Below are 19,587 nucleotides of genomic sequence, written 5' to 3'. Positions count from 1 at the left end.
TGTCGCTGGTCCGCGATCATATTGTCGCTTTCACAAGCCGGAGCCAGCGCTACCATCTGCGAGTTGGGACTCCCCAAGCGAGAGCGCCAATTAGCCTCGTATGCGCCCTACCAGGGACGCTGACAAGCTTGCCAGCCGAGCAGCACCTCACATGCTCGAGACGCGAATACCGCGACAGCTTTCAGGTCGCGCACCTCGCAGGCTGAATGACCGTAGATGGCGCGTCGCCGCCCGCTGGGTCGCCGGCAGGCGATTGGCCGCCAAAGAAAATGAGATGGCCGACATACCTTCCGTCTTTTCGCCCAGTCGAGGAACTGATCTGGCTCCGGCCAGTCCTGCTATCTGCAATGAAAGGATCGGCAGATGTCAGGGCCCAGGGAACAGGTAGGTGCTGCCGAAAAGGGCGCGCTTGCAGAAACGCCGCGCCAGATCCCTTGGGCCGGTTGGAAGCCCATTTTGCAGCGGGCGTGGGTGAACAGCGGGCGGCATAATCTCAGCCTGCTCTCCGCCGGCGTAGCCTTTTACGCTTTCCTCTCCTTTGTTCCTCTTCTCGGTTCACTCGTCATGACCTACGGTCTCGTCGCTGATCCAGCTACGGTCGCCAAGCATATGCGTGCTATCGTCGACCTTGTGCCAGCCGATGCAGCACGACTGATATACGAACAGCTAACGCAGCTCACCCAAAGCGCAGCTGAAAAGAAAGGAATAGGCCTTCTTCTGGCACTGGCGGTCTCGATCTACGGCGCGTCCCGTGCCTCAGGGGCAATGATCGGATCATTGAACATCATCTATGAGCAGGAGGACCGTCGATCCTTGATCCGGACAGCTCTGATTGCTGCTGCGCTTGCCGCTGGCGCCGTTATCGTGGGCTTGATCGGCATCGTCGCTGCATCGATGCTCAATTTCGCCCAAGGGCTTGTTGAAGGCCTCGGAACCGTTGGTGCCGTGGCCCTGCAGGCAATCACCTGGACCATAGCCGCCGCGCTGTGCAGCTTAGCGCTCGGAGCGATGTATCGCTTTGCTCCAGACCGAGCGGATGCACGCTGGCAATGGCTTAGTCTGGGCTCCGGCTTGGCAACGCTGCTGTGGCTTCTGACGACGCTCGGCTTTGGCCTCTATGCAAGCTGGCTGGGGGATTACGACGCAACCTATGGTTCGCTTGCCGCTGTCGTAGTCCTTCTCATGTGGCTCTATGTTTCCGCATACGCCGTGCTGATTGGGGCTTTAGTCAATGCCGAGGTTGAGCGGCAGACCTCGCGCGACACGACTACTGGGCCGGAAGAGCCGATGGGTGAACGTGGCGCGACAATGGCTGACACCAGCGCCGCGCTGGACCAATAAGCTTTTCGATAATCATTGAACTTGCGTATAGGACGCTTGATCAATGTTGTTCCATTTCGAGTGACAGCCATCGCCTCTCATCCCATGCTGGCGAATTGGCACGCCTGGTACGGAGGGAATGGGCTTGGCCCACGATAGAGCCTCAGAGCGGCGGGATCGTAAAGGCCCAACCCATGGGATCTTCCGTGAGTCTACGCTGCTACGATGAGCAAGGGGATCCGCATGTGGAAGATCCGGGCGATGGGTCCCGCAGGCGGATAGAGCCATGCCCGCTAAAAATGACCCGGCCATCCTAAAACGGCCGGGTCAGTAGAAGAATTCTTTTGAAATCCTTCCGGGTCGCACCAATGTTGTGAACTCATTTTTCTGAAATAGATAGCTTTAAATCTATCCTAGACCTTAAATATCGTTAACCTTTGGAGCTGAAACGACTTTTTTGCTGTTAACTTTGATATCATGCTACCGAAAAATTCTTTGGCTTTCTTAGTGCAGAAGAGGCGATCTGTCTTACGATGGCCATATCGAGTTACTCGTTTGCCCTGAACCGGCTATTTCCGACCACGTGGGAACGTCCATCCGCTCTCTACGTAATGCGGGTAAAACAAGACTCTTCGGGTTCGCTCAATTGTGATAAGGTGAAGCATCACCCGGTTCTAGTCGCAAGCATCCCGTGACTGAGAGACTCGAGCGCTCCCGCTTGCTGACCCGGAGTGCATCATGATTATTGATACTAAAAACAAGGCGGGACATGCCGAATGGGCAGATTATGTCATCCGCGCTGCTGCTGGAATAGCCAGTGCCGCATCGATCTTCGGCTATGAGAAAATCGTCGCTGCCGGGATTTGGCTGGTCGAACGCCACGGGCGTTCGCGGGCAAAGGCTGCTGACAATGAGTTGCGCGGTCAGCCTTGGTGGAGCAGGGGAAGGAGAGATGAACTCGCCACTGCTCTCGACGAATGGGAGAACGAGGGCGGTGGCATTTCGAGGTAGGGGAACGAAGAGCCCGCACCGCCGTATGTTCGGTAAAGCGCGAGCTTTTAGTGCAGGCTCTCGCGGCTTTATACTGTGTCGGCCTGTCGCGCTATCGCCAGTTCAATCTCCCTGATGAATTGATCACCATATTGCTGCGTGGACACATAATCCTGTTCATCCTCCCCCAAGACATGACCTCTGCTGAACGTTTGTTTGAGGCGCATCAGAATGTCGGGCTGCTCTTCTGCGATATGACGGATCAAGGCCCGTAAAATGCGTTCATGGGCCAGTACCCGGCGTTCCAGATCAGTGTTTTCAATATTCATTGCTGAGACATTCCTTTGTTCACGCTTCTGGGAAGCGGTTGGTGATGCGGCTTTCTGCTGAAGCACGTATTTTAAACGGCCTTCTGCTGCCGCGTTTCGTTTGACAGCCATCCCAACTTCTTCAGCTGCCGATCGAAAGGCGCTAAAGCGCCTGCGCCCTCCTTGCGCATCAGACATATTTTCACCTCCGGTTGAGGAGCGCTTCGATTTAAAAGCGAGTTCCAGGAATCGCAGTTTCCTTCTGTGGACTGAACAAGCCAGGGGGCTTGCCCCGCGTCTTTACGGCGCCGCCAGGTCGTCGAAAGCCTTGTTGAGCCTGCGTACTTCGGTTTGAGTAGTCTCTCAGTCACGGCCGCCATGGACGGAGTCGAAGCCGGGATGCGCCAGTATACCACGTCCCACGTGGCGATCCTAAACCCGTTTTCGTGAATGAATGGCATCCCGAATTCGTGGCGTCCCGAGGCAAGCCGATCTGCGGGGTTTGGAATCAGGCTGGTGCGGAGGAGTATGGAACAATGGCTTGGCGATACGTCTAATACTACGAGGCGAGTCGCGGATTGATCGTGAGTGCCAAACTGAGTCGTATGGCGGCTTGATGGTCGGCCGCCCTTCTGCCTTTTGACGCCAGCTTAGGTGCATGCAAGCGAGCCTGGCCTAGTAGCCTTCTTGCCCCTCATTAGGCAATTCCTAAGCCGCTAAGATCGCTCCCAAGTTCAGCTTCTCCGAGACGCTGTGACGTAGCCACGAAGAGATGTCGCAGGAAAGGCCGCAGTTTGGCCGGAACGGAATGGTCGCTACTGGGATAAAGCGCCTGCCAGACTGGATAACGCGCTAAGATAGTCTAAGGTCGTGCTTGATGACAAACTTCGTCGAACAATCCGAGCTCGTAACCCAGTCCGAAGTACCCCAACCTCCGGCGCGTGACAGTCTTGAACGGCGGGTCTTTCGGGCGACAGCCGTCGTGATCCTAACGCTCGCTGCGGCCTACGTGCTGTGGATGCTCGTGGACCTGCTGTTGCTCCTATTCGCTTGCACCCTGGTCTCGCTGATCCTGCTGACCGGAACCAATGCCCTGCGCGGGAGGGTCCGGATGCCACTCAGCATGGCCTTGGCAGTCACAGTCATCCTGTTCATCGCAGTGATCGGTGGGGCCTTCGCGTTCTTCGGCGCCACGATGCAGGCGGAGTTCGGCGAGCTTGCCCAGCGGCTGCCGACCGCATGGGTAGGCCTGCAAGGCCGTATTGCAGCCTTGCCCATCGGCGCGGCCATCTTAGAGCGAGCGCAAGGATTGGCGCCCAGCAGCGAGGCCATAGTCAGCGCGGCGAGGACAGCTCTAGCGGCGGTTGGCGGAGCCCTGTCGTTGCTGCTGATCGTTCTCGTGGGCGGCGTGTACCTTGCGGCTCAGCCGACGCTTTACTCCACCGGCCTGCTTCGGCTCATCCCGCTCAGTGCAAGAAGTCAGTCGGCCGAAACGCTCGACGCGATCTCGATCTCGCTGAAAAACTGGTTGAAGGGACAGGCCCTAGGCATGCTGTTCGTCGGCGTTGCGACGGGCTTGGCGCTGTGGCTGGTTGGCGTGCCGGCCGCTTGGGCGATAGGCCTAGTGGCGGGTCTGGCCGAGTTTGTGCCCTACCTTGGCGTTCTAATCGCAGGGGTTCCCGCCGTGGTGCTGGGGTTCGGACAGGGAACCGCGACCGGGCTGTGGACGCTGGGCCTGCTGCTGGCTGTCCAGCAGGTACAAGGCAGCCTGATCATGCCGCTCGTCCAGAACAAGATGGTGGACCTGCCACCAGCGATCACGATTTTCGGGATCATTGCGGCCGGCATTCTCTTTGGAGTCGCCGGGGTTCTGCTGGCTACGCCGCTGACCATCGTGGTGCTCGTAATCGTGCGCCGCCTTTACCTCCACGAGGACAAGGAGGAGGTCCTCGCGAGCGCAGACGCGGCGGAGGACAGAACCGCGTGATCTTGTACTTGCAAGCGGCTTGTCGGACATGGCGGCTTTTCGATCGCCAAACCGACTGCCTGACTTGAACAAGTAGCTTGTGCTGAGAGCCGAAACGAGCAGTTGGACCGCGAGAAGTGGCGCGATGCCGATGGTCCGCTTCGTCGATGCGATCGATTGCTTCCGGCGGAACCGGACGTTTATCGGATCAGGCGCGAACGGCTGAGTCTGGTCGGCACGAGCCGCATTGCCACTCCTGCGCATCTTCCTCGGCAAGCGTTTTTCAGATGGCCATTATGGCCATAGGAGAACGATCATGGAGATGCCTGAAACAGATCTCACCGCCACTAAGCGCCCGGTCTGGAATGCCGGAAGGACAGTGGGTGCAAAGCGGGCGCTGAAACCGAAGCAGATATGGGAAATCCGCTTCTACCTCAACCAGCGCCGCCGCCTGCGAGATCGGGCGCTGTTCGATCTGGCGATCGACAGCAAACTTCGGGGTTGTGACTTGGTGCAGATGAAGATCGGCGACCTTGTCAGCGGCGGGCAGATCCGAACGCGGGCGATCGTGATGCAGCAGAAAACGGGGCGCCCCGTTCAGTTCGAGCTGCTGCCGGACGCCCGGGCCAGCCTGCTGGCCTGGCTCGAACGCCGGGGCGGCACGGTGGACGATTATGTGTTCCCAAGCCGGGTTGATCACAATGGGCACCTGAGCACACGGCAGTATGCTCGGCTTGTCGACGAATGGGTGACAGGTGTCGGCCTGATGCGGAGCGAATATGGCACGCACTCGCTTCGCCAAACAAAGGCATCGATCATCTACAGGGCGACCGGCAATCTGCGGGCTGTCCAAATTCTTCTTGGCCACAGCAAGATCGAGAATACGGTGCGTTATCTTGGGATCGACGTGGAAGACGCACTCGCACTTGCCGAAAACACCGAAATCTGAACCTGCTGGCGCCCGCGTCCGGGTAGAGCCGGACACGGGCGCTGGGACTTTTCTGACATTCGCGATCGAAACACTGGATGGCAAGTTTGCTCCGGGGCGGACATACTGTGGCTGCCCAGCCGATACGCGTCGCAACAAAGCTTGGCCGCTTGCTGCCAGGCCGATTTCCGGCGAAGGTCGGCATAGCTGCGTAAGCGGGGTCTGGCGACCGCCTTGCGCAGCGCCCATTAGCCGGGATGATTGCCGCTCTTTAAGCGGGGTGGCCGGTGTCGGACGAGATTGAAGATTCAGCGAGCAGCGCAGCGACTACTCATACGAGCGGTCGTATGAGTAGTCGGATAGAGATCGTTAGCCGGGTGTCAGGCCGGCGGCGGTGGACGGTAGAGCAGAAGCTGGCCGTGCTGCAGGATGCATTCGGCCCGGAGGGCTGCGTGCGCGCGGCCTGTGAACGCCATGACGTCGGCAGCGGCTCGATCTACACATGGCGGCGACAGGCGATGTCCGGTGAGCTCGCCGGGGTGCGCAAGTCGATCAAGCCTGCCTTTGCGGAGGTGCAGATCAGCGATCAGCTGGCCTTGCCTGGGCCAACGGTCGCAGCACGCAGCGAGGGAGTGATCGGCATCGAGCTGCCGTCTGGCATCAGGGTGAACGTGGACGCCACCGTCGATGCCGATGCCCTGTCGCGGGTGATCGGCGTCCTGACGCAATGATCCCGCTGCCGCCCTCAACGCGGATATTCCTGGCCTGCGGCGCAACAGATATGCGTAAGGGTTTTGACGGCTTGGCTGTGATGACGCAGCAAGTTCTGGAGCAGAGCCCGCATTCCGGTGCGCTGTTCGCCTTTCGAGGGAAGCGCGGTGATCTGGTAAAGCTGCTCTGGTATGACGGTCAGGGCATGTGCCTTTTCTCCAAGCGGATGGACCGAGGCCGGTTCATTTGGCCATCGACCAAGACCGGTTCGGTGGTGATGACGGCGGCCCAGCTTTCCATGCTTCTGGAAGGCATCGACTGGCGGCGGCCGGAACGCACTTTCACCCCATCACTCGCGGGCTAAAAACGCCCATTTTCCGGCGCTTTTTCTGGCATTGCGGCGTCTGTTCCGCTATAGGGTCGCGGTGTCGGACGCAGGCCTTTCCACCGCTGATAAAGACGCTCGGATCGCCGAGCTCGAAGCTGCTTTGGCGGCCGCCCATGCCGATATTTCTGCCCGAGACATCCTGATCGACACGCTGCGCGTGCAGATCGCGCGCCTCAAGCGGATGCAGTTCGGCAAGTCGTCCGAGAAGCTCGACACTCAGATCGCACAGCTTGAGCTTGCGCTCGAAGAGCTCGAAGGCGAGGCCATCGTCGCCGCCGCCCGCCGGGCCGATCCGGCAGAGGTTGATCGGCCGTCGCCTGTTCGTGCGCTGCCTGCTCATCTGCCGCGGGAGGAACAGCGGATCGAGCCCGAACAGGGCAGTTGCACCTGTCCAGATTGCGGCGGAGCGCTGCGGCCTCTGGGGCAGGATAGCGACGAGATGCTCGATGCCGTGCCAGTGCAATGGCGTGTCGTTCGGACCATCCGGCCCAAGTATAGCTGCCGGTCCTGCGAGAAGATCGTCCAGGCGCCCGTGCCGGTAAAGGCGATAGCGCGCGGCAAGGCGACCTTCGGCACGCTGGCCCACGTTGTCGTCTCCAAGTTCGACCATCATCTGCCGCTTTACCGCCAGGCCGAGATCATGGCTGCGCAGGGGGTCGAGATCGACCGATCGACACTGGCGGGCTGGGTAGGACAGGCATCCGTGCTGCTCGACCCGATCGTCAGTCGCATTCGCGAGGTGGGCCTCACCGCCTCAAAGATCCATACCGACGATACGCCTGTTCCCATGCTTGATCCGGGCCGGGGCAAGACGGCCACCGGCAGGCTTTGGGCTTACGCCGTCGATGATCGTGGCTCGGGCGCTACGACCCCCTCGCTCGTCTGGTATGAGTTCACCACCGATCGCACCGGTGCGCATCCCCAGCGTCAGCTGGCCAACTTCGCCGGCTACCTGCAGGCTGATGGTTACGCCGGTTATGACAAGCTCTACGACACGAACCGCGTCACCGAGGTTGCTTGCTGGGCGCATTTCCGGCGGAAGATATTCGACATCCACGCCACCAAGCCGACGCCGCTCACCACCGACCTGCTAGAACGCATCGGCCAACTCTATGAGATCGAGGCAGAGGTTCAAGGCCAGCAACCCGAGATCCGCCGACGAAGCCGGCACGACCGCACTCAGCCGTTGATCGATGATCTGCGGCAAGCACTTGACGATGCCCTGCGCCGCCTCTCGCCCAAGTCCGAGATGGCGAAAGCGATCGCCTATGGCCGCAAGCGCTGGGTGGCGCTCACGCGCTTCCTCGATGATGGGCGTCTGGAGATCGATAACAACATTGCGGAGCGTGCCATGCGATGCGTGGCCTTGGGCCGTAAAAACTGGCTGTTCGCCGGATCAAAGGCAGGCGGCGATCGGGCGGCGGCCATCTACTCCGTTATCGAGACCGCAAAGCTCAACGGCCTCGAACCACAGGCCTATATTGCCGACGTTATCGCCAAGATCGCCGGCAACTGGCCTGCCGCTCGCTGGGATGAACTCATGCCGTGGAATTGGCGACCAGATCAGCAACCGATCGCCGAAGCCGCCTGATCTGCGGCCTCCAGCCCACGCTTACATAGCTGCCGTAAGCGACTGGCCTTCAAGCGGCAATTATCGACAAGGCGCGGTCGTTCGGCTCCGATCCGATTACGGTCTTCTTATCACAAGCTGCCGAGCAGAGCGGCAAGAACGGACAATCAGCCGGGCAAATGAATGAGAGTCAGCCTGAGCGCCGCGCCCAGGTATTATGAGGAGCTGACTGCTCAGTGCAACAACGCTAGGAGCGTCGTGGCCAATTCATCTTTACGAAACGGCTTAGTCAACCTTGGGCGATCCGCATCGACGCCTGCGGTTTCGGCATAGCCGGACACCAAGAGAACAGGAAGTCCAGGGCGGATGCGCTGCGCATGCCGGGCAAGCTCAGTGCCGGTCATGCCCGGCATAAGGTGATCGGTAACGATGACATCGAATGCCTGATCACGCTCCAGCATTCGCACCGCCTCATCAGCAGAACTCGCTTCGACCACGGCGAATCCGAGATCGGCGAGCATGTCGGCAGTGCTTATACGCACCAGCTCCTCGTCATCGACAAGGAGGGCTACTCCGCGGTCGGAGACTTCTTCTTCAAACCGGTTTACGTTCGACGGCAAATCCGCTTCTTCGGTGCTGACGGGGAGCCATAGATCGACAGTGGTACCCATTCCCGGTTGGCTTTCAATTGTCAGCGCTCCACCGAGCTGGGAAGCCAAACCGTGCACCGATGACAGGCCGAGGCCAGTCCCTTGGCCTATGCCCTTGGTTGAGAAGAATGGCTCGATTGCGCGGGCAAGCGTCGCCTCATCCATCCCCGTACCGGTATCGGCGACCGAAAGGCGAATATAGGTTCCGCTAGCGAGCTGCGATCGATGGTCGCCGTCTACAGTCTCCGTGCTCGCCGTTATTCGCAGCGTACCACCGTCCGGCATCGCATCGCGTGCGTTCACCGAAAGGTTCAGAAGCGCCATTTCCAATTGATTCGGGTCAGCTCGGCCCGGTGGCAGGTCTTCGGCAACATCCACAACAACCCTGATCTGTGGCCCCGTGGTACTCTCGACCAGGTCACCCATTCCGGCGACTAGCGCCGCCACATCGACAGACACGGCTTGGAGCGGCTGACGCCGCGCAAACGCTAATAATCGCTGAACAAGTATCCGGGCGCGTTCCGCTGATTGGGCCGCGCCGGCGATAAGCCGCTGCTCACGCTCGCTACCGATGCCCCTGCGCTGAAGCATGTCGAGAGAACCGACGATGGGGGTCAGAAGATTGTTAAAGTCGTGAGCAACGCCACCGGTGAGTTGCCCCATCGCTTCCATCTTCTGGCTTTGGCGCAACGCGTCCTGGGCGCGGGCAAGCTCTGCCTCGCGCGCCTTTGCGTGGCTGAGATCACGGCCGATCGCGATAAAGTTCACACCATCGGGTTCGGGCGCCACCGTCCACTCGATTGGCTTCCACCCGCCATCACGTGTGCTGATGCGGTTTTCAAAACGTGCAGGCTGCCCCGTGCCCCGCATATTTTCGATTGCCGCCAATGTGGGCGGAGCATCGTCCGGATGCATGAAGGTGGCGTAGCCGTTTGAGAGCAATTCGCGCTCAGACCAGCCCAGGACCTGCGTCCAAGCGGGACTTACGGCTGACATCATGCCACCATAGTCGGCCCGGGCAAGCATATCCTGCGACAGGTTCCACAGTCGGTCGCGCTCCGCCACACGCGCCTCGACCTGTAGCTCAAGTGTCTCGTTCAGCTCGCGCAGGCGCGCCTCGCTTTCACGGAGGGCATGCTCGCCCCGGGCTCGCTCGACGGCGCTGCGCGTACGCTCCGCGAACTCGCGAATAAGCACAAGGTCGGCATCGCTCCAGTTCCGTACTTTCCCGTCGTTGACAAAGAACACCGCCGCGAGCCGTCCGCGCTCCAAGACAGGCGCGTTCACGAACGAACGCGTAGACTTGGCTTCCAGCGCGTCGGCGGCGGCGCCGCAAGTGCGCAGATCAGACCGAGCATCGGCTATTACCGTGAACTCGCCGCGTTTGAGGCTGTCGATAAAGGAGCCATAATCCCTCAGCGGAGTAACCCCGGCGAGGCTCTCGACCCCAGGCGACGTCCAGTCTCGATCGACGTGGAGCGTTTCCGCATCGTGATCTATTGCGCCGTACCCGACGCGCGTAACGCACAGCGTTTCACCCAGGATGCGCGCGGCGGCACTGGCGATGCCGGCCGGCTCCTGTACATCCTTCAGTGCCTCAGCGAAGTCGACCAGAGCCACGCGCCGGATCTCGGCCGCCTTTCGCTCGGTGATCTCCAGCAGGCTACCTGCGACGCGAAGACAACGGCCTGCTGCGTCGAACACACCACGGCCTTTGGCAGCGACCCAACGCTCGACGCCATCTTCCTTCCCGATCGTGCGATATTCGACGTCATACAAGGCACGTGTGGCCGGGTCGGCGGCGGCAGCGTAAGCCAAGCTCGTCGCTTCGCGATCGTCGGGGTGTAGTCCACTGTAGAAGTCGGCCATCGTGACCGGAACGTCCGGTGAGATACCAAACATCGCCTTGGTACGTGCCGGCCAGATCAAGCGGTCGTTGACAACATCCACATCCCAAAAGCCGATCTCGGCATTCTCGACCGCTAGTCGGAGCCGTTCCTCGCTTTCGCGAAGCTGCGCGGTTGTGTCGCGCAATTGGTATTGGCGGTCTCTGGCCTTGAGGGACGAGCGTATCGCGCCGAGCATCGCCTCCGCGTGAAGAGGACGCTCCAGCAGTACGACATTGCCGAGCTCTGCAAGGCGATCGGTAGCGGATATCGACCGGGGCGAGCGTGATCCGTTGGCCAGCACCACGAAGGGGACGTCCGACCAGGCAGGCTGAGATGCAACCCACGAGGCGAGCTCGGAAAGCGGCGACGTCGCCAACGCCTCTTCGGTGATCAGAACCGTGCCCGCGCCTTGTTCGAGCAATTCAACGAGGTGGGACTGATCAGAGCAAACCTGCGCGTCGATGTCGTGTCGTGCCAGGAGCTCGGCGGCGATGGCGGCGTCCCTACCGCGGGGAGCAAGGATCAGAACCCGCTTGAGCATGTCAATCGCGCGGGCTTTCCGGATCGATCTGACTAGCCATCAACGTATCCCGCGTGCCAGAGAAAATGGGCACGCCCGTCAGAACGCCTTGGAACCTGTCTAGTGGCTCACCCAATCGCAGCCCGTCGCTGCCGATCTGAAACTCCCGGATCGTCCTTTCGTGCCGCGCCGTCCGCGTTTTAATCACCGAGATGGCTTGGCGGACCTCGCCCAACGCCTCGAAGTAGCGCAACTGGACAACCGTGTCGGAGAGGTAGCTGAGATCCAGGTCCGTCCGAATATCGCCAGCGATGCCGTGGAGGCCGAGGATAAGAAGGCTGACGACGCCCTTTTGACCGAGATAGCTCAGCATCTCGTGCATCTGGATAATGAGAAACTGCTCGTTGGGCATCGCCTGGAGGTAAGCGTTGAGACTGTCGACCGCGACCATGGTCGCCCCGCTCTCAACCGCTTCCTGAATGCGACCAGCGAACTCGCCCGGCGACATCTCGGCCGGATCGATGGCCCGCAGTTCGAGCAGGCCGCTGTCGATGTGCGGCTGAAGGTCTAGACCAAGCGCAGTGCTCCGCGTGAGCAGCGTCGACGCGCGCTCATCGAACAGAAAGTAGGACGCTTTCTCGCCGCGCTTGAGCGCCGCCTCAACGCACTGGATCGACGCCGTCGTCTTGCCGACTCCTGCGGGTCCCGAAAACAGCGTGGCGGTTCCGGGCACAAGACCGCCGCCGAGCAGCGCATCCAGCTCAGGCGAGCCGGTCGAGACAGGTTCACTGCTTTTCCGGGTGGTGTGATCCGCAGCGACTAGCCGCGGGTACACACACAATCCACCCCGCTCGATTTCGAAATCGTGATAGCCACCCCTGAACTCGCGCTGGCGCATCTTCACGACATGCAGGCGACGTCGCTGAGCGCCGAAACTCGCCAACGTCTGGTCGAGCGAGATCACGCCATGGGCGATACTATGCAGTTGGAGGTCATTCCCGCTCGCGCCTTTGTCATCGAGGACGAGCACCGTGCAGGCACGCGTCGAGAAGAAGTGCTTGAGCGCGAGGATTTGACGGCGATAGCGGATAGGGCTCTGCGCCAGCAACCGCAGTTCGGAAAGGCTGTCAAGGACAAGGCGTGCAGGACGGATTTTGTCTACCTTCGCCATGATATCGCGGACCGTTTCTCCGAGCTCGACCTCGCTGGGGTGCAGCAGCGTCTGCTCATGATCCTCGCCGAAACCGTCCGGCGGAACCATCTCGAAGAGGTCAACACCATCCAGTGACCAGCCATGCGCTTCGCCGACGGCGCGCAGTTCGACTTCGGTTTCCGCTAACGTGATGTAGAGGACGGTCTCTCCCAGAGCGGCGCCGGCGAGCAGGAAGCGCATTGCCAGCGTCGTCTTGCCCGTGCCTGGTGTGCCTTCCACTAGGTACATGCGATCGGGCGTGAGGCCGCCGTTAAGAATATGATCCAGGCCGCTTGTGCCGGTCGAAGCTAATCCGGTCTCTCTATTGTTGGGCGCCACTCTCGCTCCTCCTTTGCAGCCGCCCACGCGCAGGCTCGGCCGCCGAAGGTTGGGTCAAACCAATATCATAGCGTGGGGGGCGACAAGAAGCGATCATAACTTCGTTCGTGGTAACGCCTTCGGCCCGTACGACGCCCGTCTTTGCCTTGGTCTGTCCGTTTGCAGGCCTCGGATAGCTTGTGCCGAAATGTCCGGAATTGAGGCGCATTGCTGCGAAACAGTCTCACGACGACCGACCGGAAGCTTTTGGCAGAAGCCGCCATTAAAAGCGCGACCGGCGAACGACCCATCTTGTGAAGGGTTTCGGGCGCTTGCGTACGAAAGCCTCCAGTGCAGGAACCCGCGGGCCCCACGCCCTGGTCTATGGGTAAATGAGCTTTGGGATGGTTCTGGCGGGTGAGCGCTGCCGATCCGGAAGTGCCCCTGTTGGCCCGATCGACGTAATTTGGTGTGGTATCAGATTGCAAGCGAGGTCGGTCTTGCTGGCCGGTGTGCCCTGCACCTGGCTCAGTTCTGGGATGGGCATGCGCTGCATCGTCGGCCAAGACACCATGGGTGTGACCGTCGTGCAGGGTGAGCCATGCCGGATCATGGCGCATGTCTCCGGGTCGGGAATGCTGGCGCTGGTGGTGCGCGCGGTTGGCACCAGCGGGCGAAGGTTTCGATGATGGTCATGTGCCCGCCGCAACATGGGCATGGCGGGCGATGGCTGGGAGGTTCGTCAGGTTCGGGTTCCACGATCGGCGCAGCGACGCCCAGCAGCCTGCGGGCCAGCGCCATGGCATCCTTGTGCGTCGAACTGGCGAGCAGGCCATAGTGACGGATGCGGTGGAAGCCGCGTGGCAGGACGTGGATCAGGAAGCGGCGGATGAACTCGTCGGTTGCCAGCGTCATGACCTGCTGGCGTTCGGCCACGTCGCGACGGTAATCCTTATAGCGGAACGTCACGCCGTCCTCGTCGAAGGCGATAAGCCGCCGGTTCGAGATGGCAACGCGGTGAGTATAGCGCGAGAGATAGGCCAGTACCGCCTGCGGCCCGGCAAAAGGTGGCTTGGCATAGACCACCCAGCGCTTCTTCCGGATCGGCGACAGATACCGCAGGAAGGCCTTGCGTGTCGCAAGGGCCGCCAAGGTGCTAAAGAAGGCCAGCTTGCCAGCATCGAACAACGCGAGCAGCCGGGTTAGGAACAGCCGGCGGAACAACGCCCCGAGCACCCGCACCGGCAGCAGGAAGGCGGGGCGCGACGAGATCCAGCGTGTGCCGTCGAGCGCGATGCCGCCACCGGGCACGATCATGTGCACATGCGGGTGGTGGGTCAGTGCCGATCCCCAGGTGTGCAAGACAGCAGTGATGCCGACCCGCACGCCGAGGTGCCTGGGATCGGCGGCGATGGTCAGCATCGTGTCCGCAGCCGCGCGGAAGAGGACGTCATAGACCACCGCCTTGTTCTGCCAGGCGATATCCGCGATCTCCGCAGGCAGCGTGAACACGACGTGGAAGTAGCCGACCGGCAGCAGGTCGGCTTCACGCGCGGCCAGCCAAGTGCGCGCGGCGGCGCCCTGGCACTTGGGACAGTGCCGATTGCGACACGAGTTGTAGGCGATCCGCCAATGCCCGCAGTCGTCGCAAGCCTCGACGTGACCGCCTAGCGCGGCGGTGCGGCAGTTCTCGATGGCCGCCATGACCTTGAGCTGGCCGAGGCTGAGATGCCCGGCGTGGGCTGCACGATACGCGGGCCCAGCGCTGCGGAAGATATCAGCGACCTCGAGCGAGGCGCGCACGGGTTCAGCCGGGAGGTGCCCTGCCTTCCATCACGGCAACGATCTGGTCGAGCGGACTGCTCACCGCCCGCATGGTCTTGCTCGAAACCTGAGTGTAGAGGCCGGTCGTGTTGATGTTCACGTGCCCCAGCAAGGCCTGGATGACGCGGATATCGACACCCTGCTCGAGTAGGTGAGTGGCGAAAGAATGTCGCAGCGTATGGGGGCTCACCCGCTTGTGAATCTCGGCGCGCTCGGCCGCTTCCTGCACGACGCGGTGCAACTGGCGCGCCGAGATCGGGTCCGTGCCGTTACGACCGGGGAACAGCCAGCCATGTGGCAACATCACCCCGCGCCGCTTGCCTTCGCGCCACCACTGACGAAGAAAATCGAGCAGATGCGGTGAGAGCATGGCGTTGCGATCCTTGCGTCCCTTGCCCTGCTCGATGCGGATCAGCATCCGGGTGCTGTCGATGTCATCGACCTTGAGGTGGGCAACCTCCGAGACACGCAAGCCCGCGCCATAGGCCACGCTGAGTGCTGCTTTGTATTTGATGCCTGGCGCAGCCTCGAGCAGCCGCGCGGTCTCCTCGACGCTCAAAACCACCCGCAATTTGGGCGCGTAATGAAGGACGACAAGCCCCAGCGCCATCTCCGGCCGCTTGAGAGTGATACCGAACAGGAAACGCAGTGCCGATACGGCCCCATTGATCGTTGCAGGCCCAACGGCGCGCTCATGCTGATCGATCTGGAAACGCCGGAGATCTTCGACGGTGGCTAAATCAGGGGGCTTGCCCAGAAAGGTAGCGAAGCGCCGAACATGGCGGATGTAGTCCTTCTGCGTGTGCTCTCCAAAGCCACGCATCTTCATGTCCTGTAACATACGCTGGCGGAGCGAGTTGTTCGGGGCGGCGGTAGTGACAGCATCCATGGTGAGTTCCTTTGCGTTGAAGGAACTCCACGCTCGCAAGGCGACATTGCCGCTCGCAAAGCCTGAACAATACTACGCTACGTCACCCCAAGCGACTCTCCCGCGGAGCGGGTTCGTGCTTTGGTCGGTAATTGCCGGAAGGTCATGGGACAAGGCCGCCGTTTCAGAGAGAATCACCGAACGGCGGTTTTACACGAAAGCTGCCGGTCAGGCCTCAGTAGTTTCGCTAGATGGGTAGGCGGTCTATCATACCTAGTCCACCTGTGTGCGCGAGCGAAGCGGGTCAGATCTGGTCCATGTATTCAGGGCCCGATCGCACGCGCCTCGGGCGCAATGGGACAGTCCGTTGTATGCGGCGACGGGCGGATTATGCCGATGCCAGGTTTGGGTCTTGATCACTGGTCAATGTTTGGGAAACGGCCGTTGGTCGCCATTTCTGACAAGCCAGCCGTCCATCGCAGACTTCACGACTTCGTCGATAGGGTGGTCGCGCTGAAATGCCCACCAAAACATGGCACCCTGCCAGAGCCTAATCGCTTCCCACGCCAAGCATACCCTATCAACGGTTTCTGGAAGACGGCGTGCGATAGCTTCAGCAAGGGTGTCAGCCCATTTGGCGCCGCGATCACGCAGGACAGGCTTCTTGATGTCCTCGCGCAGCAATAGCAGGCCGTCACAGCAATCGTAGTCTGCATCGCCAGCAAGCGTGAGCCGCATCAAAAACTCGATAGCCCCTGACGCCCCTGGCCCCGAATTGGCGTCAGCCTCTGCGGTTCGGGCCTCGAGAAGGTTCCAGGCCCTTAAAAGGACCGCCTCGATCATCCCCGTGCGGCTTCCGAACCTCTGGACGAGGGTTGGCGCGGCGAGACCCGCATAACTAGCGGCTCGAGCAAAGGATAACTCAGCAGGACCGTGCTCACGAACAGCGACAAGGAGCGCGTCCAAGAGCGCGTCGTCGGAAAGGGACTTGCGGCGGCTCATGGATTTTTTATAAACGAATGTTCATTTATAATCAAGGAGACCTCGATGGCGTCGATCCTCGGATACATCGCCACTAGCCTAGATGGCTTTATCGCCACTGCGGACGATCGATTGGACTGGCTCTTTCGACATGACGCCCCCGGCCCCGGGGAGAAGGACTATGAACGCTTCCTCCGCCGAATTCGTACCATCGTCATGGGACGAGGCACTTACGATTTTCTGGCGCGCGATCCTTCGCCATGGGCCTATGGCGAGCAACGCGTTATCGTTGTGACTTCACATCCCATCGCCAATCCAAAGGGTACGATAGAGACACGAAGCGATATCGATACTCTTATCTCCGAATTGCGTACCCTGGACGACGGCGATGTATGGATGCTCGGTGGCGGGAAGCTCCAGATGGCCTTTATCGAGAGAGGCGCTCTGGATGAAATTCAAGTGTTCGTATTCCCCGAGATCATTGGCGGTGGGCGGCCACTTTTTCCTGCCACTGGCGTCGAAATCACCCTGAAATTATTAGGTGCCGGTCCCATGCCGGATGGAAGCGTGCGGATGCACTACGTATTTGATCACTCTCGGTCACCTATTGCCTAGCATCAAGTACATTGATCACGGTCAGAAGATAGCGGCGACGGCCAAGGGCAGTGGTTGAGAAGAACAGACGCTCGCGTGTCGAAAGGGAACGTCGTGTTCTGGCTTATAGCTGTCCGATGTCGGTCGAAGCTGCATGCACGGTCGCCACGTGAATGCCCGGGTCTTGGAACGCGCCACCATTCGCGTGGCATTGTTAGATGCCGCCATCGGGTCGGTTGCAGACTTGGGCTTGCGTGATATCGACAAGGCATGATTCTAGCGAGTGTCCTCGAAACGGCGCGATTATTGATCCGCGCGTTTGAACCTGCCGACGCGGCGATCCTCGTCGCGATATTCGCGGATCCGCATGTATCCCGATTCGTCGGCGACGGCAGTGCTCTTTCATCAGGCGACGCCCACTTGTGGGTAGTTAACTCCACCGCGAACCTAGAACGCCATGGATACGGAACGGGCGCGGTGATTGAGCGCTCAAGCGGTCAATTGATTGGCTGGGCTGGGTTTGCGCGGCCGCATGACGGCCCAGAGCAACTCATTTATGGCCTGTCCGCTGCGTACTGGCGGCAGGGCTTCGGATCTGAGATTGTAGAGGCTCTGGTCAATTTCGCTGATGGTCGTGGCATCAACCCGCTATTCGCCACGGTCGATCCGTCGAACAGCGTATCCATTCACTTGCTGTCAAAACACGGCTTTCGCATAGCCGAACAGGCCTATGGCGGCGAACCCGATACCGATCTCTACCAGCGGGAACGGAGATGACCCAACCCTGGGTGCATCACTTCCCCATCAGCATCGGCTTCGCTTCTTGCCATCTCATCTGCATGCGCACGTTTCCAACCGATGGCCGCTTTCAGGCTTTGCGTGCAATCGGCTTAGCGACCGCCACATGATGCCTTCTTAATCGTCCGCTTAGGAACGCTACATCGGCAAATTCGCAGTCGCTCACCAAACGACCGCCTCCAATCGCAAGCGACCCCGCCAAGTTTGACTTTCTATGAGGTCGCCAGTGCCTGGATGTAGGCGTCAAGCGTGGTTTCACCCCGCCAAGTTTCGCTCCCGGTGTCCGATTTACCATCAATGGTGACGCGCGTCATCCGGGCGTAGGAATCCGCTGCCAGGTCCGAGAAGCCAAGCTCGAGGAAAGCGTGCTTCAACTGGTCGGGTGGCGTGACCTCGATCTGCACGTCGCGGCCAAGCGCGCGGGCAAAGGCATCGGCCACATCCTGTGAAGAATAGCGTTCCGGCCCCTCGATCGGACGAACGCCTATGTCCTCGCTCGATGACACCAGCCTTGCCGCCGCCGCCTTTCCGAGGTCGGCCGGTGCCACCATCGGTAACTTGAGGTCGGCGGGAAACATGGTCGCGAGCACGCCGGTCTGGCGCGCGCTGTCCAACTGAGAATCCCAGTTGCTCAAATAGTAGCCGGCGCCGTTGATCGCCGCCGGGATCGGCTGCGCGGCAAGACCTTGCTCAAGCTCCCAAAGCACGCTGAGATCCCCGATCCTCTCGCCTTGCCGGGCTCCTGAAACGGACTCCGCAACGACCTTTTCCAGACCCGAGCCATCCAGAGCCGCCAGGATGTTTGCGACTGTCCGCCGCTCGATCGCGTCACTATCCTTCTTCGTATCGCCGGGTGGGTTGAGCAGAAAGGCGCGCTGTCCGCGCCGGAACGCGGCGCGGAGGGACGCGATGTCCTCGACATCGGCTTCGATGATTTCGGCACCGGCGTTACGCAGCGCGCTGGAGCGATTGGGATGGCGGGTAACGATGCCAACCTTTTCCCCAGCCTGGACGAGCGCCTTGGCGGTCTCCGATCCGACATGTCCGGTACCGCCCATGACGATGTACATCGCAAACTCTCCTTTTCTGCAAATTCAATGAGATGTTGCTGGTGTGGTTCCACTTCTGCGAACGTGCATCGGACCACTGCGGCCGTAAGAGCGCCACGTCGATGAATGGGGCCAAAGTTCTCGAACGCCTTGCCGATCGTGGGAATTACTGCCTAGCTCTCGTCGAGCTGGACGACATGAATGAGCCCCTGGGCACCCGCGCCGCAGAACGCCTGTCCATCGCCGTTGGCCTCTACGCCTGTGATGGGCACGCCATCCGGCATTCTGATCGTGCATCGAGTCTCCCGCACCACCGGATCAAACTGGTGCAAGGCTCCGCGCTCCCCGTCCCAGCTGCCATGCCATAGCTGATCACCCGCCCACGTAACCCCGGTCACGAGCCGGCCTACTTCGATCTCGCGCAGAATTCTCCCGTCTTCCGGGGCGACTTCCAATATCCGGCGACCTTGATACTGGCCAATCCACAGCGACCCTTCGGACCAGGCCATTCCGGAACTATCATCGCCGGGCGGGGCAGGAAAATCCCTAACATATTTGCCGGTTTTGTGATCGATGACGCGGATGCGTCCCCCTGAAATCTGGTAGAGGTGCCGGCCATCGAACGCTGTCCCGGCCGTGGCCGGAACGCTGATGGTTCGCCTGACTTCGCCCTGGTCTGGATCGAGCGCCAGCATTCGATCACCAACGGCTGCCCAGACATTG

At 60.6% G+C, this 19,587-nt stretch carries 17 protein-coding genes; 9 read left to right on the top strand and 8 right to left on the bottom strand.

Going from position 1 to position 19,587, the window contains the following annotated elements:
- Positions 1-471: 471 nt before the first annotated feature.
- Positions 472-1,341, top strand: coding sequence for a YihY/virulence factor BrkB family protein (locus ACYU8T_RS09080; protein ID WP_461159187.1), 870 nt, complete (start codon positions 472-474; stop codon positions 1,339-1,341).
- Between the two features lie 717 nt (positions 1,342-2,058).
- Positions 2,059-2,331 carry a hypothetical protein gene (locus tag ACYU8T_RS09075; RefSeq protein ID WP_461159186.1) on the top strand — a complete coding sequence of 91 codons (273 nt, stop codon included), beginning with the start codon at positions 2,059-2,061 and terminating at the stop codon, positions 2,329-2,331.
- A gap of 68 nt (positions 2,332-2,399) precedes the next feature.
- On the opposite strand, the gene ACYU8T_RS09070 is transcribed toward ACYU8T_RS09075, so the two are convergent.
- Positions 2,400-2,816 (bottom strand): hypothetical protein, encoded by a 417-nt coding sequence (locus tag ACYU8T_RS09070; protein ID WP_141397866.1) that lies wholly within the window; start codon positions 2,814-2,816, stop codon positions 2,400-2,402.
- 679 nt (positions 2,817-3,495) lie between these two features.
- Between ACYU8T_RS09070 and ACYU8T_RS09065 the strand changes: the two genes are divergently transcribed.
- From ACYU8T_RS09065 to tnpC, 5 genes are all read left to right on the top strand, one after another.
- Entirely contained in the window at positions 3,496-4,605 is a 1,110-nt protein-coding gene (locus ACYU8T_RS09065) for an AI-2E family transporter (protein WP_097093052.1), read from the top strand.
- A 295-nt stretch (positions 4,606-4,900) separates the two neighbouring features.
- On the top strand, positions 4,901-5,533 hold the full coding sequence (locus ACYU8T_RS09060) for a tyrosine-type recombinase/integrase (protein ID WP_461159185.1): 633 nt from the start codon (positions 4,901-4,903) through the stop codon (positions 5,531-5,533).
- 326 nt (positions 5,534-5,859) lie between these two features.
- On the top strand, positions 5,860-6,243 hold the full coding sequence (gene tnpA, locus ACYU8T_RS09055; RefSeq protein ID WP_041380262.1) for an IS66-like element accessory protein TnpA: 384 nt from the start codon (positions 5,860-5,862) through the stop codon (positions 6,241-6,243).
- Positions 6,240-6,587: an IS66 family insertion sequence element accessory protein TnpB gene (tnpB, locus tag ACYU8T_RS09050; protein ID WP_011950829.1), complete on the top strand. Its 348-nt coding sequence runs from the start codon at positions 6,240-6,242 to the stop codon at positions 6,585-6,587. Before tnpA ends, tnpB begins: the two co-directional genes overlap by 4 nt.
- Before the next feature lie 61 nt (positions 6,588-6,648).
- Positions 6,649-8,202 carry an IS66 family transposase gene (gene tnpC, locus ACYU8T_RS09045; protein ID WP_461158394.1) on the top strand — a complete coding sequence of 518 codons (1,554 nt, stop codon included), beginning with the start codon at positions 6,649-6,651 and terminating at the stop codon, positions 8,200-8,202.
- 212 nt (positions 8,203-8,414) lie between these two features.
- Here tnpC and ACYU8T_RS09040 read toward each other — a convergent pair whose 3' ends face one another.
- From ACYU8T_RS09040 to ACYU8T_RS09020, 5 genes are all read right to left on the bottom strand, one after another.
- The gene (locus ACYU8T_RS09040; protein WP_461159184.1) at positions 8,415-11,261 is read right to left on the bottom strand and encodes a PAS domain-containing protein; all 2,847 of its coding nucleotides are present in this window, start codon (positions 11,259-11,261) and stop codon (positions 8,415-8,417) included.
- Between the two features lies 1 nt (position 11,262).
- Complete coding sequence (locus ACYU8T_RS09035) at positions 11,263-12,771, bottom strand: ATPase domain-containing protein (RefSeq protein WP_461159183.1); 1,509 nt, start codon at positions 12,769-12,771, stop codon at positions 11,263-11,265.
- Positions 12,772-13,359: 588 nt separating this feature from the next.
- Positions 13,360-14,553 (bottom strand): IS91 family transposase, encoded by a 1,194-nt coding sequence (locus ACYU8T_RS09030; protein WP_461158597.1) that lies wholly within the window; start codon positions 14,551-14,553, stop codon positions 13,360-13,362.
- Positions 14,554-14,557: 4 nt separating this feature from the next.
- Positions 14,558-15,463 (bottom strand): tyrosine-type recombinase/integrase, encoded by a 906-nt coding sequence (locus ACYU8T_RS09025; protein WP_461158598.1) that lies wholly within the window; start codon positions 15,461-15,463, stop codon positions 14,558-14,560.
- A gap of 402 nt (positions 15,464-15,865) precedes the next feature.
- Positions 15,866-16,285, bottom strand: a complete 420-nt coding sequence (locus ACYU8T_RS09020; RefSeq protein ID WP_461159182.1) for a hypothetical protein — start codon at positions 16,283-16,285, stop codon at positions 15,866-15,868.
- A gap of 204 nt (positions 16,286-16,489) precedes the next feature.
- Between ACYU8T_RS09020 and ACYU8T_RS09015 the strand changes: the two genes are divergently transcribed.
- Both ACYU8T_RS09015 and ACYU8T_RS09010 read left to right on the top strand, forming a co-directional pair.
- A complete protein-coding gene (locus ACYU8T_RS09015; RefSeq protein WP_461159181.1) occupies positions 16,490-17,038 on the top strand; it encodes a dihydrofolate reductase family protein in 549 nt (182 codons plus the stop codon).
- Positions 17,039-17,287: 249 nt separating this feature from the next.
- On the top strand, positions 17,288-17,794 hold the full coding sequence (locus ACYU8T_RS09010) for a GNAT family N-acetyltransferase (RefSeq protein WP_461159180.1): 507 nt from the start codon (positions 17,288-17,290) through the stop codon (positions 17,792-17,794).
- 233 nt (positions 17,795-18,027) lie between these two features.
- Here ACYU8T_RS09010 and ACYU8T_RS09005 read toward each other — a convergent pair whose 3' ends face one another.
- Both ACYU8T_RS09005 and ACYU8T_RS09000 read right to left on the bottom strand, forming a co-directional pair.
- Positions 18,028-18,885 carry an NmrA family NAD(P)-binding protein gene (locus ACYU8T_RS09005; RefSeq protein ID WP_461159179.1) on the bottom strand — a complete coding sequence of 286 codons (858 nt, stop codon included), beginning with the start codon at positions 18,883-18,885 and terminating at the stop codon, positions 18,028-18,030.
- A gap of 152 nt (positions 18,886-19,037) precedes the next feature.
- Positions 19,038-19,559 carry an NHL repeat-containing protein gene (locus ACYU8T_RS09000; protein ID WP_461159178.1) on the bottom strand — a complete coding sequence of 174 codons (522 nt, stop codon included), beginning with the start codon at positions 19,557-19,559 and terminating at the stop codon, positions 19,038-19,040.
- Between the last annotated feature and the right edge of the window lie 28 nt (positions 19,560-19,587).

Source organism: Sphingobium sp. TomMM35A, from assembly GCF_054771735.1.
The sequence above is the reverse complement of the archived record's forward strand: the minus strand, read 5'-3'. Positions and strand labels throughout refer to the sequence as shown.

Coding starts and splice junctions, on each gene's coding strand:
- ACYU8T_RS09075 (WP_461159186.1), top strand. CDS start 2,059: ATGATTATTGATACTAAAAACAAGGCGGGACATGCCGAATGGGCAGAT.
- ACYU8T_RS09070 (WP_141397866.1), bottom strand. CDS start 2,816: ATGTCTGATGCGCAAGGAGGGCGCAGGCGCTTTAGCGCCTTTCGATCG.
- ACYU8T_RS09065 (WP_097093052.1), top strand. CDS start 3,496: ATGACAAACTTCGTCGAACAATCCGAGCTCGTAACCCAGTCCGAAGTA.
- ACYU8T_RS09060 (WP_461159185.1), top strand. CDS start 4,901: ATGGAGATGCCTGAAACAGATCTCACCGCCACTAAGCGCCCGGTCTGG.
- tnpA (WP_041380262.1), top strand. CDS start 5,860: ATGAGTAGTCGGATAGAGATCGTTAGCCGGGTGTCAGGCCGGCGGCGG.
- tnpB (WP_011950829.1), top strand. CDS start 6,240: ATGATCCCGCTGCCGCCCTCAACGCGGATATTCCTGGCCTGCGGCGCA.
- ACYU8T_RS09040 (WP_461159184.1), bottom strand. CDS start 11,261: ATGCTCAAGCGGGTTCTGATCCTTGCTCCCCGCGGTAGGGACGCCGCC.
- ACYU8T_RS09025 (WP_461158598.1), bottom strand. CDS start 15,463: ATGGATGCTGTCACTACCGCCGCCCCGAACAACTCGCTCCGCCAGCGT.
- ACYU8T_RS09020 (WP_461159182.1), bottom strand. CDS start 16,285: ATGATCGAGGCGGTCCTTTTAAGGGCCTGGAACCTTCTCGAGGCCCGA.
- ACYU8T_RS09015 (WP_461159181.1), top strand. CDS start 16,490: ATGGCGTCGATCCTCGGATACATCGCCACTAGCCTAGATGGCTTTATC.
- ACYU8T_RS09010 (WP_461159180.1), top strand. CDS start 17,288: ATGATTCTAGCGAGTGTCCTCGAAACGGCGCGATTATTGATCCGCGCG.
- ACYU8T_RS09005 (WP_461159179.1), bottom strand. CDS start 18,885: ATGTACATCGTCATGGGCGGTACCGGACATGTCGGATCGGAGACCGCC.
- ACYU8T_RS09000 (WP_461159178.1), bottom strand. CDS start 19,559: ATGCTGGCGCTCGATCCAGACCAGGGCGAAGTCAGGCGAACCATCAGC.